Below are 17,860 nucleotides of genomic sequence, written 5' to 3'. Positions count from 1 at the left end.
ATTCACGCCGTTTCGTTTACGCTTCCTCCTAATTTTTACCTCTACCGCTCACGATTCACGCCGTTTCGTTCACGATTTCTCCTAATTTTTCCTCTACCGCTCACCATTCTGGCTGATTTTGAGGCAGCCCTTTGGATCTGCTCACTAGATGAATAACTAATTTGATCTTTTAAACTGATTTAATATGCAGCTTAATAGCAATACAGTTTACGAAGAACACATTTCAGAAATACAAAAAGGACTGCTGAAGTAGCAGTCCTTGGCAAGGAACATCCATATTTGTATGTAAATTAGCGCACGTAGAACCACCCAGAGTATTGTTGTTTTTTATTTTCACTAGCTCAGTTTATTCCTCAATTAAAATTTCAATGTCTTCTATATTTACTATTTGTATATCCGAATACAATGTTGCTTGTTCTTTACGTACTTCGATTTGCCCATTCCCATAGTCATGCAAAACAATATATATTTCGTTGTTATAAATGACTTTTGTTCCTCTCAATTATTCTCACCACTTCATTTATAAGCTTATTTCTTTACTTATCTACTATATCTCGTTATATTAATCTTACTTCATAAATACCAATTAAAAGGTGGCTAATTGCTACATCTTAGCCTAATATATAAATTTTTCTCTATTATCAACAATACATAAACCATAATTGACCCATTTACTTTGGCGATTGAGAAAGGATTATTTTATTTATGAGAGATTGGTTAAAAAATGTTAGAAAAGAAAGAGGCTTAACACAAGAGGAAGTTGCTTCATCAGCATTTATCAATCGAGCATTCTATACACAAATCGAAAATGGCAGTCGTAACCCTAGTTTTGAGGTGGCAAAAAATATTGCAACTACACTTGGTATCAGCCCCTCTGCCTTTTATACAAATGAATTTAGTGAACCTTTTCAGCTCGCGTTGAGAAATTCTCCAATGATTATTGCACATTGCGATTTGGAGTTAAGATATACTTGGATTTTTAATCAACATCCTGATTTTGATCCAGAAAATAGTCTAGGTAAACGAGATGACGAGTTGTCACTGAACGAAGGAACACTTGCTTTAATGGCCTTAAAGCAAGAAGTTATAAGAAAGGGTAAACAAAAGCAGAAAAAAATTTGTTTTCCTTTAACTGATGGCGTGCGCTGTTATTATGTATTTGCCGAACCTCTTGTAGACAGCAACTCTGTCATTGTTGGAGTCGTTACAGCATCGATGGACATCACTGAATTCACATCGGATGAGGAAGAATAAACCAAATCTGTAGAAACTACTTTACTAGTAAATTAGAAAAATTACATATTTAAAAGAAAAAAAGCAAAACGTAGAAGAATGGACCCCTTTCGTTTTGCTTTTCTTATAACTCTAAGGTGTGGCTACAGCCATGATAATTCATTGGCTCTCCTCCATCGATTGTTCCTTATGTTCCATCTAGCTAAAAAGAACAACCCCATAAGTCGTTCTTCTCACTCCATATTAATTAGTTTTTAATAACAAATGTCAATTATTTATCCATATAGATCCAGCCCCACTACGCTAAGGTCTTCACGATCCACGACGAGTATAATGCGGTTTGCAATTGAGGCGAATGTTCTAATTGAAACAGCTTCTAATAATTCCTCTTTTAATTTCCATCCCCTTGGAGTTAAAGAAATCACACCATCTCTAGCAAAAAAAGAGCTCTCTATAAATTGTCCAATTTCTTCGACTTCTTTCGAATGTATCGGAACTACGTTTTTTTTATCAATCAAATAGTATTTTAATTCTCGGGGTTGAGTAGGTAGATTCAACTGTTCCGTACGATATAGGTCGTGTACTAATGGTAATTCTCTTTGCACTAGTCCTTGTTTCACTATTTTTTTCGACCGTTCTTTCAGAAATTGTACATTAATTTCTACTAGTTTTTCATCAACGTATATCTTTTTCACATCTTGGTAATGAGGTGCCAGTTCCTTCATAATGATGTTTTCCGCCTCTTTAGTCGGCGTTGGTAATATGGTTAGAGCATCTTGTCCAGTCATCACATCGTGAGCAGCAAAAAATTGGCAAACAGCCGTCATATCATTAGGCTGCGTCCCACACTGGGCCGTTTCAATTGTGAATGCACCCACTTCAATTTGATCCTGTCTACCAGTTTCCTCTATTTCGAACATTCCATTCAAGTTATTTTCACCTCTGGCTCCGAAAGTAAAAGTATATATATACTTTTTATTCTAACATTATCCAGTAGTAGTTTCCTTAGATCTGTAGGTATTACGACCTTTTTCTTATGTTTAATTTATTTTAAAAAGTTTTATGTATTCATAGGAGGTATGCACCATATGAGTGTTACAAGCATATTCTTCTTTTGAGAGGCGGTGTTATGCATGAAAAAAAAGCTCATATTTACCGACAAGACTGGAAAAAGAAAAAAATGGTTAGGACAAATTACCCTTTCTCTTTTGTCAATTGTAATTACTTTAGTTGTGTTAACAATCGCCTATATTTACGCACCTACTACCCTACCTTCCGTTGTTTTCAATCTATCTGAAGAAGAAAAGAAAGAAGTATATGCTTTTATTACACCAAATGATCCGTTAGGTATAGAATCATTACGTAAACATTTACATTCTATTGATGTTGTACTGCCAGACGCCTTATCCATTGATGAAAACTACAAAGTCACTTATCAGTCAATTGATCCAATTACATCTTTGATCAAAGAAACGGATGTAAAGATCGTTCCTACCCTACCACTAGAACGATGGAAACTCGAACAATTGTTACAAAGTGATCTAGTCAGCGAAACGGTTGGTAAACAAATTGTAAAACAAATCCAATACTCTCAATCAGATGGCGTAAATATCGAACTCGCCCCAGATATCGAATATACTTTATATCTCCCTTTTCTAGATATATTAAATGAGCAACTCTCAGGAATTGATAAAGAGCTTTATATTACCGTTCAAAGCAATAGAAATTCAAAAGAAATCAAAGTACTCTCTTCTAGTGTTGATAAGATCATTGTGAAGGCATATGATCCAAGGAATCCTAATGTTCAACCGGCACTCCCTCCTGAAAAACTGACAGAAACACTTCTAAAATGGAGTGAATTTAAAGACCAAGTCGTTATAGCACTTCCAACATATACTCTTACTGTAAATGAGCAATTTACTGATAAACTCTCTTTTACTGAAGCGATGTCAATCGTAAATAAAAACAATAGTGAACTATATTGGGATAACGAGTTGAGTCAGCATTATTTTAGTTACCTTGACCATCAATACGTACCAAAAGATGTATGGCTTAGTGATGCAGGTACCTTTTTTAATCAATTGCAACACATTTCATCTAAGCAATTTTCATCTGTTGCTATAGATACACTAGGTTTTGAAGACCCCTCGATTTGGAAGTTGCTTAATAAACAACTAGACAGTAACAAAAAAATAAGTAATGCAATAGAAACGACAGAACCTCTAGTCAGTTTTAAACGTATTGGAAGTGGAGAGATCATTAAAATCGGCTCGATGAAGCAAAGCGGAAAGCGTTCGGTTCTCTATAATAGTGAGGGTTTTATAGAAAATATAACTTACGAAAAATACCCAGTTCCTTATGAGGTCTTTCATATGGGGGGATGGGATGAAAAAAAGATCGTACTTTCTTTTGATGATGGCCCTTCTGAATACACTTTAGAAATTTTAGATATTTTAAAAGAACATGAGATCAGGGGAGCTTTTTTCGTTACCGGCTCACAAGGTTTCCAGCACCCTGATATCTTAAAGCAAATAGTAAACGACGGCCATGAAATTGGAAACCATTCCTTTACTCACAAGGATCTATCCAATATGTCTTCTCTACGTTTTAAATTTGAAGTGAATGCTACCCAAATATTGATTAAAGATGTGACAGGGTATTCAACCACCTTACTCAGACCTCCTTATACAACAGATGTTCATTACGATAAAAAGCAATTATCAGCAGTAAAGACAGCACAAGACATGGGGTATTTATTTGTGGGAAACTATATAGACTCTAGAGATTGGGAAGGTAAATCTGGTGAGGAAATTGTTAACACCGTTTTAAAAGAACTGCCGAACGGAAACATCATCTTGCTACATGATGGTGGCGGCGATCGTTCTGAAACGGTTGCTGCTTTACCTCAAATCATAAAACAATTGCAGTCAGACGGTTACTCTTTTGTATCGATTAGTGAACTGCTAGATCTTGACCAAGTTGATTTAATGCCACCCGTTGAAAAAAAGTCATCTTTTGGTTCCATAATCGAATTCGTTGCTTCACTTGGACCATTACTAGCTACTCTATTCAAGCTCATTTTTTTCTCTAGTTTTGTAATTGTTTTGGTTCGTGTCGTCCTATTTATTTATTTGAGCTATAAACAAAAACAAACTCATCCATCCATTATAACGGAAGATTACAACCCGTTCGTTTCCGTGATCCTCCCTGTTTATAATGAAGAAAAAGTCATAGAAAATACCGTTTCTACCATCCTGGCATCAAATTACACAAACTATGAATTAGTGATCATTGATGATGGCTCTACTGATCGAACTCGTTCCATTCTTGAGGCTAATTTCAACCATTTAGATCATATTCATTTTATTTCAAAAGAAAACGAAGGGAAAGCGGCCTCATTAAATCGGGGAATTCAAGAAGCACAAGGTGACATTATTATTACGATGGACGCTGATACTGAAATCAACGAAGAGGCAATTAGCTATTTAATTAAACACTTCCAAGACCCTATGGTATCTGCTGTTTCTGGTAACGTAAAGGTAGGGAATAAAAGAAAAATTCTATCCCTTTGGCAACATATTGAATATGTAACAAGTTTCAACTTAGAAAAACGCGCGTTACAAATGATCAATTCCATTACGGTTGTACCCGGAGCTTTAGGCGCTTGGAGAAAAGAAGACATTGAAAAGGTTAATTTATTTGAAGAAGAGACACTAGCAGAAGATACAGATTTAACTATCAAAATAATACGTACTGGTAAACGTATTATTTTTGAAGAAAAAGCTCTAGGCTATACCGAAGTCCCAACGAAACTAAAAGACCTTACTAAACAGAGATTGCGATGGTATTTTGGAATTCTCCAAAGCTTATGGAAGCATAAAGATGCTTTATTTCAACCGAAATATAAAGGATTAGCTTTTATAGGAATTCCAAATATGATGTTTCAAATTACGTTTCAGCTTCTCGTTCCAATTATTGATATCCTCCTCATCATCGCTCTACTCACTCAAACTTACAGCTTGCTCATCTATATCTTGATCTTCATCGCCATAGATACTTTCATTTCCCTTTACGCTTTTAAATTGGAAAGAGAAAGACTCTCACCCCTTCGTTGGATTATTATTCAACGTTTTGCTTACCGTATTTTTTTCGCTTACATTACGTGGAAGGTCGTCATCAAAGCGATCCAAGGAGTTAGTGTGAAATGGGTAAAACTTGACCGTTTAGGTAAGAAGGGTTATTAGCGCGTCAAAAAGAATTTAGGAATATCCGGCGACGAAACAAAGCGAAGTCTATCAACCTTGCTTTGTTTCGTTTTACCTAGGCTATAAAATATAAGTCCTCTTCAGTTTCAATTAGTTTTAATTGTAACTCTTGAATCTCTCTACTAAAAATCCTAGCTAATTATTGCCTACCCTCGAACAACTGCGACGACTTATTAGCCATATCTAAACTCAACGTCAAAAGCGTCAATCCTTTTCAATGTTAAATCGGTAAGGCGATAACACTAGCAAACGATTTGAATGCGTTTGCTGCTGTGCCGTGTTTCGTTGGTCCATTTGCTTACGCCATTTCTTATACTTTAACTTTCCTAAACAAGTTTCAATATGTCCATGGCTCTTTAATGGTGTAGATTTTTGCTTTTCTATAAAATCAATAAAAAGGCGATAACGATGCTCATGCATTAACCAGGAAAGCACTTGCCGGTGAGATAATAATGGAAGGTGCGATTTGCCAGAGTAGTAGTCAAACAAGCGAATGATAGAAAAGTCTAATTGAATGAGCTGCTCTGCAATCTCGTACTCTTGTTGAGTCGACCGTTTTCCTTTTACCAACCGTTGAAGTAAATTTTCACCTTCACTCATAAATCCTTCAATCGTCTGCTCTACTTTTTCTAGTTCTTCATTAATATAATATTTTTTTAGTCTTTTCTCCTCAAAAAATGGATACGCATGCTCAAATGTAAAATACCCTCGATAATCTTTTTCTATGTGGCCTTGCTTAAAAAGGCGCTGTAAATCGATCAGCTGAAATCGACGCTTTTCTCTAAGGTCGTGAAGTGAATGACTTCCTTCAAATTCCATATGATATCCTCCTTAATCACACGGATTTTAGTTGTTTTTTTATGAAACAAACTAATGATACTTATCACCATTATTTTAGCAAACTTCCTCAACTTTTTTATAAAAACAACTTATTTACCACCCGTAAATAGATGAGTCCGTTTCAGTCTATATTTTACCAGTAACAGCTAGAAAAAGAGAAATCATGTTCCTTTTTTAATAATAAAAAACATTACTTACTATTGAAGTAATGCTTCCGTTTAATATGGAGTTTATTCAGGAATCGCGGGTAATTGTACCGTAAACGTTGTACCTTCATTTAATTTGCTTTGTACGTTCACTTTTCCGTTATGATTTTCGATGATCGTGTAAGTAACCATCAAACCAATTCCTGTACCCGCTTCTTTCGTCGTAAAAAACGGTTCCCCTATTCTTCTTAACTGTTCTTCTGTCATGCCTACACCTTTATCTTCAATGGAGACATTCAAATACTCTTTTTCTTTTTCTATTTTAATTAAAATATTACCACCATCAGGCATAACCTCAATAGCGTTTTTTATTAGGTTGATAAATACTTGTTTAAGCTGAGAACTTACACCTAGTACGGCGGCTTCTTCGCTTTCAAATACAGTAGAGATGGAAATCGACTGCTTAAAGGCTTCCGTATCTAGAAGAGCAACTATGTCTTTTAAAAGAACATGTAAGTTAACTTTTGAAAAATCCGTAGTTACCGGTTTTGCAAGTGATAGAAATTCACTAGAAATTAAATCAATTCGCTCTAATTCATCTTCCATAATATTAAGGAATACATCATTTGGTATCGTACCGGAACGAAAGAGCTGTACAAACCCCTTTAACGACGTTAGCGGATTTCTAATCTCATGAGCAATTCCAGCCGCAAGTTGTCCTGCTACATTCATTTTCTCGGCCTGTATCATCAATTGTTCGGTTTGTTTCCTTACCGTAATATCTCGACATACCGATAATATGTATTTTTCTCCTTCAACATCAAACGTGTGCGCCTTAATTTCAACAGGAATTTGCTGTCCCTCTTTACTAATATGTACCGTTTCAAAAATATGAGTTTCATTATGAAAGATGGCTTCAACCAGTTGAAGCACCTCATCTTCTTCATGTATATCGATATCGATTGGGGACATTTTAAGCATTTCTTCACGAGTGTAGCCTAACCTACTATAACCGATTTGATTTACATTAATAAATTTTCCAGCCCTACCATTTTTGTAGACTTTAAAATAATAGATACCATCCGAAATATTATTAAATAACTGGTCAAACGCTTTTTCACTATCACTAAAGTTTTGAGCCATTTGCTTGTAGGCGTTGAGTTCTAATTTTAAATGTTCAATCTCTTGATGTAACCGGTCTATTTCACTTTTTTCATTAAATTTTTGTTCTTTAACATTATTCAAACTCTTCGTATTCAAGCTCTCACCCCAACCATACTTATATGTAAAAAATTTACACGATCCATACTACTACTATAATATAACTTTAACATTTATGACACGGGAATATAGTGCTAATGAGAAAAAAATTTATATTTTAATCTATATTTCAATTGTAACATTTATCCTTTTTGAAATAATGATTTGCTAGTTTAATTGGAATATAGGTTGTATTCATCTATATGGTTCCACTGGTTTTAACTTGGTTCTACCTAATCGATCAAGCTGCTTTCGTTTTTATGAACCCGTTTCTTCCCATTGTTGAAAAATTAAGCCAGTTCTTTTTTTACGAACCCTATAGTGTTAATTTCGTGCCGCAAATTTCTTTTACGAGCCCGTTTATTCCTTATACTGTAATCCCGTGCCACAAGTTTCTTTTATGAGCCGCTAATCCCTTATACTGGTAATTTTAGGTCACAAATTTCTTTTTCTAACCTGCTTTCCCCTTATTATGTTAGCTACGGATCGGCTTCCTTCTTATCGACCACGCCGCGCTAGCGAACATAGTGCTCAGTCTAGTGAACTTCTCTATTGACTTCCAATTGATTTAACTTCAGTTCGTCAACAAAATACCCTTCGAAATTCTTCCAAATGTCGTGAGCAGGCGAAATACAAATATTTTCTTTGTTTTGTAGGAATTCCGTATGATCGGCGAGGCCGAATGCATGGTCGGTTTGCTTTAACAAGTATTTTCTCATCGGTGTGTTTGGTTTCAATTCACTCTTTAGGTTCTCATGAAGATTTAGAGTTTTTTGCTTCGTTTCTTCTTTCGTGTACATATATCTTAAAATATGAAAATAGATGCTCAACCCAAAGTCCGTTGCTTTTATTTTCGCTAACCTCTCTTCATCTTCCTGTAAGTAATCCACATAGTCGACGATCACCGAAGGCATTTGCTCAATTCGCCCTGTTAAATGTTCGATAATAAAATGATCGACAAGACCAAGCGTATAAATATGAGTATCCCTTTCTTGTAACTTTTTCTCCAACTCATCTAACAAAACAGTTCTTAAATAATGGTTTTCGTTTCTAACCCGTTCATGTTCAGTTGCGAAAAGTGCATACTGATAAAGCTGCATCGCGATAAAAAAACGATCGTTTTTAGCTAGCTTGTAGGCTGGGAAATCCCCTACTGCATATTCATTTTTGATGAAACTTGTCGCAAGTAAAAACAAGGTAATGATCGTTAAAGATATCATAACGATAAATGTTGTTGATATAAGGACTGCATTCGTTGCTGTAAAAAAGACCAGTACAGACAGGAGCGTAACACCTGCCCAAAGAATGATAGAAGAAACGGGACCCGCAATAATTGCGCTGGCATACGCCCGCTGCGTCTCTTCTAAGTCCGCTTGATCCTTAATTGCTCGAATCTCAGGAATTGCAATTCCACCAATAACCGTTAATTTATTCGGACGAAACTTAATCTTCCAACGTCCATCTTCTTTAATAAAAAATAAAAACATAACAATAACCGCTCGCATCCTCACACCATTTCTAGAAAAACTATAGGCGTGACCAAACTCATGAAAAGCGACTGCGATAAAATATGTACATGCAACGATTAATAAATTTACATAAAAAGGGAATGCTGTATACACAGATGGGAACTCGATGTTAGACAAACTATAAGCAATTCCTCCACCTGTAATAGCACCAATGATCATGTAAGCTATGAAAATAAAGTATTTTTTGAACTTTTGTTTTGTCATCTCTAATACCACCCTAAATATAATAGATTAAAATTCTCCAAAAAAAATATGCGAGTAATTCATAAATGGGACTCACCCAAACAGTGGTGTCATCTTAAACGATGCCGTAAAGAATACTAAAACACCACCAAATTCCATTTATCGGTTCTTCTTTTCCATATGCTCCCACATCAGTAGTATTTATTATTCTTCGTTTCTTTTGCTTCATATGTATACGGATGAAGGCGATATAAGTTTCAAACTATCTTGCATCATATTTTCACTTAGTTTCTAGGTTAATTATTAAAAAATGAAAAACTCCTAATGTAAAACACAAAACCCAGGCTCCAAATAAGAATTGAAGCCTGGAGTAACTATTTTCAGTTTTACAGTCATTGCAAATTCATTCCCATTGTAAAGCCCAAGGTCCGAATTAGTTTAGAAATCATCGCTCGAACTACCGATGACCTTGGACTAAAAAGGAATCGACCTCTTCGATAACCATTCCTTTACAATCGTTGGGATTTCCCCAGTCACGGCAATGGAAATATGTCCTCCATCTATCCGTTCGAACGTTTTATCCTCACATGATAATAAATGCATCATTGATTTTGTAAATTTTTCCGGGACAATTTCATCGTTGGTGAGTGAGATTACCAGTATGCTGGATTTAATATTTTCCAAACAGATTTTTTCGCCCCCAATAGTTAAGTCTCCATTGACTAGTTTGTTTTCTATAGCTAGATCATATATTAATTGCTTTAGCGTTGGGCCTGGGAATGGGACCTGATCTTTAACCCATTTTTCTAACAAACGTGTCCGTAAATCGGACGAAGTTTCATTTATCGTGATATTCGACCGGGTGGCAAATGGTGTGGTGGCAATGTGAATTACAGATTCTAAGATTTTGGCAGGAATAATACCGTACTCATCTATTATTTCATTTAATTTAAATTCTTCGTCCCTCAGCGTGTTATACCAATCTTTCGGCATGTTTATTTTACTAAAATCGATGGGCGGCGCAAAAAGAATGACATTTTTAATTGGAGTCTTTGCGATGGCTGTGTAGATTGCTGTTAAGGTTCCACCCAAACAATACCCGATCAAACTAACTTCATCTGCTCGGGAATGAATTAAAGTTCGTTTTACCGCTTTATCGATGTACTTCAAAATATAGTCGTCTAATGTTAAGTCTTTATCCTCGTAACCAGGTACACCGAAATCAAGCAGATAAACGTCGTACCCTTCCTTCAGAAACGCTTCAATCATACTCATTCCCGGATATAAGTCTAGAATATACGGCTTATTAATTAATGAATATATGAGTAACAGCGGGGTCTTATATTTTTTCCTCTTTGTCGGGTAGTAGGATAACGACGCTTTATTTAAATTCCAAATTTGCTTATTAGGTGTTTGTCCAACTTTGAGGGTCAACTCCTTAGAGCTGACGGCTGGGGGGTTCCTCAGACCCCTCTGTCGTTTGTCCTTCACTTTATCTCCTCCGTTCTAACAAACGGTCAAGTAATTGTTTTTGTATCATGGAGTGATCAGTTGAAGTCTCCGATAAGTTCTTTAGTAGCAGTTCTTTTAATTCACTTTTGACTCTCTCTCTTCGAACCTCTTTAGGTTTCTCGTCAGTTTCTCTTTCCATCGATGGATCTTGTATTGTCGTTGTATCATATTCCAACATTTCTTGTACCTCAGTCTGTAAAGAAGGAGAGGCTGTCATCAAATTCTCTTCTAAACGCTCTATTTTTTCTTCGAGCTGTTTCACTAACTGAGCAATATTGGCTACGTCGTTTTTAGTTGGAACATTTAATTGCACAGCGGCTACTTCTGCATATTCACGGATTAATTTTAAAAATTGATAGTGCTTTTTAGACCCATACTTGATCAGGTCGGCCAGCTGATCGTCCTTCAACACCTTTTCAATTATACGATTTATAGATCTTTCTAAGTCTTCCACTAATGTTTTTAATGCATCTAACTGTATTCCTTCTGATGTTTTCTTTTGAGCCAAAGTCATCACTTCCCCTCTTATCCAATTGCAAAATAATTAGATATACCACTAAACTATTCAACCAATTCACGCCTGTTTTCTTTTATGCCTAGTTTTATGTAATTTAGGCGAATTTAGCTTTTTACAATCGTATCCATCTTAACCATTGCCTATTTTGAATCGCTAGGACCTAATTTAGATATTCTTACAAACGCATCTCATTTTTTATCATAGATTATCTAAGCAGAATAGCTGAAAGTGAGGACATAAGATGGGAAAAGTAAAAACGTGGGATCAAATCGAAAGACCAGAAGGAAATTGCTTTACTGGCAACTTAAGAGCATTTCAAAAGGACCCCTTACATTTTTTAACCAGTATTTCAGATAGCTATGGTGAGGTGGCTGGGTTTCGTTTTGGCCCATTTCAGAAGGTTTATCACATTTCAAATCCTGACTTAGTGAAGGAAATTTTAGTTATCCAACAAAGTAAATTTATTAAGTCTAAAGATTTGAAAGTACTAAAAGATGTGGTCGGTGAAGGATTACTAACGAGTGAAAAAGATGTTCATATGAAACAAAGGCGGTTAATTCAGCCTGCCTTTAGAAAAACACATATAACTCATTACGCTAATGAAATGATTAATATAACAAACGATTATCTTAACAAATGGGAAGATCAAAAGGAGTATCTGATCTCAAAAGAATTAATGAATATTACGCTCGGGATCATTACAAAGACGATGTTCAGCATGAACCTTGAAGAAGGGTCTGCAGTCATTGGTCAGCCGATCGAAACCTACATGAAATTAGCAATCAAAAGAATGCGAGCGCTTATTCACTTCCCGCTCTGGCTACCCACTAAAGAAAATAGAGCCTATAAAAACTCCATCCTTGAACTAGAACGAACTCTCACGAACATCATTGAAGGCAGAAGAAAGAGTGAAAAAAGAAACGAAGATTTACTAGGAATTTTAATGAAAGCACGTTCTGATGTCGATGGTCACAGGATGTCTAATCAGCAATTAATGGACGAACTAATGACTATTTTTTTAGCTGGACACGAAACGACTGCTAATGCACTCACTTGGACGCTGTACTTACTCACACAGCATCCTATAGTTACGAAAAAGTTAAATGAAGAAATTAGCGAAGTAATTGGGGACCGGAACGTTCAGCCCGATGATTTTAGTAAGCTAACTTATACACAAAATGTGTTTTGGGAGTCACTTCGACTCTTTCCCCCAGCTTATGTTATAGGGAGACAGGTAGATGATGATGTAGAAATCGGCGATTATTTATTCCAGAAAGGCGAAATGATCCTAATGAGCCCCTACGTGGTTCATCGTAATCCACTTTATTTTAAGGACCCGACTTCTTTTATTCCTGAAAGATTTGAAAATGACCTTCTAAAATCATTGCCGCCATTTGCCTACTTTCCTTTTGGTGGCGGACCGAGAGTCTGTATTGGTAATCATTTTGCAGTAATGGAAGCCGTCCTCGTTTTAGCTTGTATTTTCCAGCGTTTCAACCTAACACTTGCACCCGATCATCACGACATCAAACCTCAACCACTCATAACACTGAGACCGAAACAAGGAATTAAAATGATAATTACGAAAAAGTAACTAAGTTATTGGAGGCTAGTCAGTTTTCAAGAGAGGTGGACCTTTTCTCCAGCTCTCAAGTACATACAAGTAAAAATATCGGTCACCCCAACTACCAGTTCTTATATCATGCGACCTTGCGAATAATAGGGAAAAATACAGAATAGTGATGAATGATAATAAAACATCCACACTGACTTCCCCTTTAGAATAAGCGTTTGTATGAAGTTGGTAGGAGATAGCTAGCAGATTGCTAGCATGTCCTATCAATAAAATGATGTCTTCTCTTCCACTTCAATTTCTAACTTCCCGTTTTCATCAATTAACTGAATGCTAACAATCGCTTCTCCTGAATAACCTTGTTCAATATAGCCAAATACCGTTTCTTGATGCAGTCTCCCCTGCTTATCCTGATACTGTAATTCCACCGTGGTTTCACTAAAGTCTTCAGTTGGATTGACTTTCACTTTAGTTTTTTTGTTCGCTGGTATCGCTGGTATGTCTATGTTAGAAATGCTAGTATAATAGGTTAGATACATCCCCGTAATTTCTGAGTTGGTTTCGTTGCGAATTTCAATCTTGAAGCCTCGATCGAAAAACGATGTGAAGTAATACCCAGCTACGAATCCTAGCAATATAAAAATGATCACTTTTTTCATGACGAAGTCCTACCTTTTCAACATTCTGTTTTTCATCGTTAAAGCTGTTTATATACAAATTCTCGATAGCTAACAAAATTCTCTTTTCGTAAAAATTCTTCGCACCATCGTTTTTTGTCCAGTAATCCAATTCTATTAAATCGGATGTCCTTCTCTTTTGCAAACTTATAAATATGTTTCATAAGCTCAGTCCGGTACCCTTTACTTCTATTACATCATTAATACGGTTATGTCCACTCTTAATACCTCCCGTTTTTTCTTTTCCTTAGTCTATTAATTCCTACACCACTTACCGAATCAACTGGTCGACTGCGATCAAAGTTTCTTTTGCGCTTCCTTCGATGATTAAATCAAAAAATGAGTGATGCTCATTCACTTCTTTATTGATATAAACGGTTTTCCCCTGCGTCATTTGTGGTAATTGACTTACAGGATATACTTGTAAGCTCGTGCCAATGACGATGACAAGATCTGCTCGCTCGATATGATGAAGAGCGCTGTTCCACGCATGTTCCGGCAGCATTTCACCAAAAAGAACCACATTCGGGCGGATCTTTCCGTTGCAAATACTGCAGCTTTCTTTATTTTTAAATTGCTCAAAACTTGCTGAACTTCCACATTGATGGCAGCGGAACGTTCGAATAGAGCCGTGCAATTGATCTACTTGTTTGCTGCCAGCCATCATGTGAAACTCATCGACATTTTGCGTTGCGACTTCATGAACGAGGTTTTTCTGCTCCCATTTAGCGAGTATACGGTGTCCATCATGGGGCTGGCAGTCTCCAAGTGTTTGAAGCCTGGTTGAATAAAACTCATGGAATAAATCATAATCTTCTTCTAGCGCATCGACGGTAGCCACGGTTAAAGGATCAATGTTCTTCCACCATCCAGATTTCGAGCGAAAATCCGGAATCCCGCTTTCAACACTCATACCGGCACCAGTAAGTACGACCGTATGGTTGGAATCCTTTAATGCCTGATAAAGTTCATCGATTTTGTTCACTGATATCACCACCGAATCATAGTTTCCATTGCCTAGATGGTATGAACCATCATTTGTCCACTTACAAAATGAGTCCCTATAAAACAAGTTTACATTCCTATCTTTTCCATGTACTAGCTTTGTTAAAAGGAGCTGTTCAAAACATGAAAAAGAGTAGCAAAATCCTTATTATTTATGCACTTTTACATGGAACACTTGGTCAATTTCATAAGTGAATGAAACGATTGTTTCTTGATTCGCAGGGACTTCAACCCAAAATAGAAGTTGTCTTGTGTTCTCTTGTTCATACGAATGACTGCTTCTCATAATTTGCGACCATCGTTCGTATATCGTATGTTCAATTTTCATCATAACCGGTTCATCTTTTTTATTTTTTATAACGTATTCGTAATCAACATACTCATACTCACCCTCAAAGTCATACGCTCTGTATCGCTTTTTTTCCCTACTATTTGTTACAATATCAAATGCCTTTCCAATCGTTAGTGTAATTAATTCATCTTTCGGAGTATGCGGTATTTCGTCTTCCCCGATAAACTCTAACGTTTGATCGCTGTCATCTTCCTGGTACACTTTGACTTTCCCCTTAGGAAGCGGTAATCCCATTTGGTTGTCTTTACTGTTCATCATTTCTATCAAAATCGTTGGTTGTTCGGTGTAACGATCAACAACGTAATATTTTTTATACTCACCGTTTGCAATATTCAAAAAGTTAATTTGCTTCTCTTGCTGATTTTTTAACTGCACAGGGCGACTTAAAGTGTACATATGCTGGTCAGCAAAACTTTTTTCCGTAAAATTCTCAGGCTCGTCATCCATTTCCATGTGACTGTAAACAATATGCTCATCGTGATCATAAACACGTATATCATGAACGCGATTTACTTCTCCTGCAATAAGTTTTAATTGAGCTTCGTTATACGTTGTACCAGATTGATTGTTAATCTGTACCCAGCCAGTCAGTTGAAATGTATTGTTTTGCAACTCTAAAACATAGTTTCCGTTCCACTGTATTCCTTTTGTTAAATATGAAACTTTAATTTCATGGTTCATCCGTTGTGGCTTGATATTCCATATTAGAGCGGGCTTGACCATTAGTCCTGATGGCAGGGAAGGCAAAATGAGCTCCCCGACAGGATTGATGATGATTTCTTTCGTATCCACTTTTTCACCGATTATTCCATCGGTTACACTTAATACTCGAAGTCTCGTCTTTTCGCCACGCTCTTTATCATGGACCGTAACGACTTGTTCTAAGTATTTTTCTAGAAGCTTCCTTTGATTGACAAGGTCATAATCAAAATTAAATTCCTCTACTTTAAGACCACTAACTATGATTGAATCCGTTTCTATTTTCTCAGCTACATCTACATATTGCACTTCTGATATGGCATCCGTACTATAAAGCTTCCTTTCCTCTTTCACTAGACCAAAACCATCATTATATATCGTAATACTAAGCTTGTGACAATCCTCATTCGTTGTTTGTAGTCTCATCATCATGTCTCCTTTTTTCGAATTAGTATGTTATTCGAGCAAGTGAAAACTTTTACCTATGTCAAATTATTAACTTTCGATGAATTTTCTCGTTCTTCATTTCTTCTCTTATTATATATAGAAGAACGTTGGGACCGTTTCCTTTGTTGGGTAGGGTAGAAAAAAAGAGAGCGCAGAATTATTAGGTTTCCTAGGAGACTATAAGACGAAATGAAAAACCGACTACTCATACAGGTCGTCGGTCTCATTTTAAACAATGGGATTTTTAAAAAGTGATAGATTTAATTCTTTGGTTTTCTCTTCAACTTCTCTCTTGAAAGCTTCGGTACTAAATAGATAGCTAAACCTCCAACAAAAACATGTAAGATATGAGCTGTAAGTTGATATTGCTCATGTAGATCTACTTCTGCTGTATATGTGTTGAATAAAAAGCCTAGTAAAACAACAATCGAAAACCATAACAACGGTTTCTTCGTCGTTCTTTGAAGCATGTAAAAAATAATACCACTTAAAAATAAAGCCATAAAGGTTGCAAAGGATATAAAGACGATATACAAAGTATCACGATCTTGGCCAATAAAGTAGGTTTCATGTCCGACAATCAATCCCATTAGAATAAACACGACATTAACAAGAATCGTAGTAATTACACCTGCGAGTACCCCTGTCTTTAAATACGAAGTAAATTGTTTCTGGTACACCATAATTCTCTCCCATCTAGTAATCTATTTAATTCCAAGCTTCTTTAAAATCTGCTGCATACTGCTCAAACGATATCGGTTCCCGCTTTAAAATATTAGCCACATCTGTCGTTACTTTTTCTGCTGTTCCTAATCGCGTAAGGACGTAAAGCATTGTCATCACATTGGCAAATTCTTTTTTTGTTCCTCTTTGTATGATCGTTCGGCGAAACTTTAAAACACCAGGATTTTTATAAACGATGGGACGCCCTAATGTGTTAGTTAAAATGTGTGCGACTTCGTCGTAATCGATCGCCTTAGCCCCAGTTAACGTATAACTTTTTCCTACATGTACTTCCGCTGTTAAACAAACCGTTGCCACCGATGCAATGTCCCTTGTATCAATAAAACTTGTCTTTGCTTTACTCACTGGCATAAACAGTTCATTTCGAAAGGCAATGTCTTCACGGTGTGTTGTATTTAAATTTTGCATAAAAAATCCCGGTCTCAAAAAGGTATAACCAATCGCTGATTGACGGATCATATCCTCAATTTTCCGATGTGGTACAACTGGATTTTTATCTACTCCCATTAGTGACACAAACACTATTTGCTCAATGTTATTATTCTTGAGAGCATTGATAAATGGTTGTATATCTTTTTTGGGGTTGGCAAGTTGAGGTGGTCTAATTAAAAACACTTTATGAATTCCATCAAGTGCTTGTTTAAACGTTGTGGGATTAAGAAAATCAAATTCAACCATTTCAACATTCATGTTAACAAAGGTATGTCTTTCCTTTTCTACATTACGGACGGCTACTCGAACACGTTGTTTTTTTTGTGCTAACTCTTTTGCAACATAATAACCAATATTACCTGTTGCACCTGTCACTAAGATCGTTTGACTCATTTAAAACTCCTCCTTCCAGAACATTATTTATATGAATTCATACTCAATATACG

The 17,860-nt window shown here is 36.2% G+C and carries 15 protein-coding genes; 3 read left to right on the top strand and 12 right to left on the bottom strand.

Annotated features, from left to right (window positions below; genetic code table 11):
• Positions 1–346: 346 nt before the first annotated feature.
• Positions 347–502, bottom strand: a complete 156-nt coding sequence (locus AC2VNP_RS08850; protein ID WP_486916974.1) for a hypothetical protein — start codon at positions 500–502, stop codon at positions 347–349.
• Between the two features lie 203 nt (positions 503–705).
• Between AC2VNP_RS08850 and AC2VNP_RS08845 the strand changes: the two genes are divergently transcribed.
• A complete protein-coding gene (locus tag AC2VNP_RS08845; protein ID WP_486916973.1) occupies positions 706–1,254 on the top strand; it encodes a helix-turn-helix domain-containing protein in 549 nt (182 codons plus the stop codon).
• A 254-nt stretch (positions 1,255–1,508) separates the two neighbouring features.
• Here the strand turns inward: AC2VNP_RS08845 and AC2VNP_RS08840 are convergent, their stop codons facing one another.
• On the bottom strand, positions 1,509–2,162 hold the full coding sequence (locus AC2VNP_RS08840) for a hypothetical protein (RefSeq protein WP_486916972.1): 654 nt from the start codon (positions 2,160–2,162) through the stop codon (positions 1,509–1,511).
• Positions 2,163–2,366: 204 nt separating this feature from the next.
• Here AC2VNP_RS08840 and AC2VNP_RS08835 point away from each other — a divergent pair, with 204 nt between their 5' ends.
• On the top strand, positions 2,367–5,477 hold the full coding sequence (locus AC2VNP_RS08835) for a trifunctional glycoside hydrolase family 18/polysaccharide deacetylase/glycosyltransferase family 2 protein (RefSeq protein WP_486916971.1): 3,111 nt from the start codon (positions 2,367–2,369) through the stop codon (positions 5,475–5,477).
• A gap of 225 nt (positions 5,478–5,702) precedes the next feature.
• On the opposite strand, the gene AC2VNP_RS08830 is transcribed toward AC2VNP_RS08835, so the two are convergent.
• The 5 genes from AC2VNP_RS08830 to AC2VNP_RS08810 all read right to left on the bottom strand — a co-directional run bounded on the left by AC2VNP_RS08830 (position 5,703) and on the right by AC2VNP_RS08810 (position 11,476).
• Complete coding sequence (locus AC2VNP_RS08830) at positions 5,703–6,317, bottom strand: hypothetical protein (RefSeq protein ID WP_486916970.1); 615 nt, start codon at positions 6,315–6,317, stop codon at positions 5,703–5,705.
• Positions 6,318–6,568: 251 nt separating this feature from the next.
• Complete coding sequence (locus AC2VNP_RS08825) at positions 6,569–7,744, bottom strand: ATP-binding protein (protein WP_486916969.1); 1,176 nt, start codon at positions 7,742–7,744, stop codon at positions 6,569–6,571.
• 536 nt (positions 7,745–8,280) lie between these two features.
• On the bottom strand, positions 8,281–9,477 hold the full coding sequence (locus AC2VNP_RS08820; RefSeq protein ID WP_486916968.1) for a M50 family metallopeptidase: 1,197 nt from the start codon (positions 9,475–9,477) through the stop codon (positions 8,281–8,283).
• A 453-nt stretch (positions 9,478–9,930) separates the two neighbouring features.
• Complete coding sequence (locus AC2VNP_RS08815; RefSeq protein WP_486916977.1) at positions 9,931–10,890, bottom strand: alpha/beta fold hydrolase; 960 nt, start codon at positions 10,888–10,890, stop codon at positions 9,931–9,933.
• Between the two features lie 58 nt (positions 10,891–10,948).
• Entirely contained in the window at positions 10,949–11,476 is a 528-nt protein-coding gene (locus AC2VNP_RS08810) for a hypothetical protein (protein ID WP_486916967.1), read from the bottom strand.
• Between the two features lie 250 nt (positions 11,477–11,726).
• Between AC2VNP_RS08810 and AC2VNP_RS08805 the strand changes: the two genes are divergently transcribed.
• Positions 11,727–13,079 (top strand): cytochrome P450, encoded by a 1,353-nt coding sequence (locus tag AC2VNP_RS08805; RefSeq protein ID WP_486916966.1) that lies wholly within the window; start codon positions 11,727–11,729, stop codon positions 13,077–13,079.
• 245 nt (positions 13,080–13,324) lie between these two features.
• Here the strand turns inward: AC2VNP_RS08805 and AC2VNP_RS08800 are convergent, their stop codons facing one another.
• From AC2VNP_RS08800 to AC2VNP_RS08780, 5 genes are all read right to left on the bottom strand, one after another.
• The gene (locus AC2VNP_RS08800; protein ID WP_486916965.1) at positions 13,325–13,717 is read right to left on the bottom strand and encodes a hypothetical protein; all 393 of its coding nucleotides are present in this window, start codon (positions 13,715–13,717) and stop codon (positions 13,325–13,327) included.
• 289 nt (positions 13,718–14,006) lie between these two features.
• Positions 14,007–14,720 carry an SIR2 family NAD-dependent protein deacylase gene (locus AC2VNP_RS08795; RefSeq protein WP_486916964.1) on the bottom strand — a complete coding sequence of 238 codons (714 nt, stop codon included), beginning with the start codon at positions 14,718–14,720 and terminating at the stop codon, positions 14,007–14,009.
• A 168-nt stretch (positions 14,721–14,888) separates the two neighbouring features.
• A complete protein-coding gene (locus AC2VNP_RS08790) occupies positions 14,889–16,217 on the bottom strand; it encodes a DUF4139 domain-containing protein (RefSeq protein WP_486916963.1) in 1,329 nt (442 codons plus the stop codon).
• Between the two features lie 281 nt (positions 16,218–16,498).
• Positions 16,499–16,921: a hypothetical protein gene (locus tag AC2VNP_RS08785; RefSeq protein WP_486916962.1), complete on the bottom strand. Its 423-nt coding sequence runs from the start codon at positions 16,919–16,921 to the stop codon at positions 16,499–16,501.
• A 25-nt stretch (positions 16,922–16,946) separates the two neighbouring features.
• Positions 16,947–17,807 carry an SDR family oxidoreductase gene (locus AC2VNP_RS08780; protein WP_486916961.1) on the bottom strand — a complete coding sequence of 287 codons (861 nt, stop codon included), beginning with the start codon at positions 17,805–17,807 and terminating at the stop codon, positions 16,947–16,949.
• Positions 17,808–17,860 lie beyond the last annotated feature (53 nt).

Source organism: Alkalihalobacterium sp. TH-98 (assembly GCF_057473385.1).
Note: the sequence above shows the minus strand (reverse complement) of the source record. Positions and strands in the feature narration are given on the sequence as shown.

Excerpts from the sequence above, each read along its gene's own strand:
- AC2VNP_RS08800 (WP_486916965.1), bottom strand. The coding sequence starts at position 13,717 with ATGAAAAAAGTGATCATTTTTATATTGCTAGGATTCGTAGCTGGGTAT.
- AC2VNP_RS08830 (WP_486916970.1), bottom strand. The coding sequence starts at position 6,317 with ATGGAATTTGAAGGAAGTCATTCACTTCACGACCTTAGAGAAAAGCGT.
- AC2VNP_RS08805 (WP_486916966.1), top strand. The coding sequence starts at position 11,727 with ATGGGAAAAGTAAAAACGTGGGATCAAATCGAAAGACCAGAAGGAAAT.
- AC2VNP_RS08835 (WP_486916971.1), top strand. The coding sequence starts at position 2,367 with ATGAAAAAAAAGCTCATATTTACCGACAAGACTGGAAAAAGAAAAAAA.
- AC2VNP_RS08845 (WP_486916973.1), top strand. The coding sequence starts at position 706 with ATGAGAGATTGGTTAAAAAATGTTAGAAAAGAAAGAGGCTTAACACAA.
- AC2VNP_RS08780 (WP_486916961.1), bottom strand. The coding sequence starts at position 17,807 with ATGAGTCAAACGATCTTAGTGACAGGTGCAACAGGTAATATTGGTTAT.
- AC2VNP_RS08790 (WP_486916963.1), bottom strand. The coding sequence starts at position 16,217 with ATGAGACTACAAACAACGAATGAGGATTGTCACAAGCTTAGTATTACG.
- AC2VNP_RS08820 (WP_486916968.1), bottom strand. The coding sequence starts at position 9,477 with ATGACAAAACAAAAGTTCAAAAAATACTTTATTTTCATAGCTTACATG.
- AC2VNP_RS08785 (WP_486916962.1), bottom strand. The coding sequence starts at position 16,921 with ATGGTGTACCAGAAACAATTTACTTCGTATTTAAAGACAGGGGTACTC.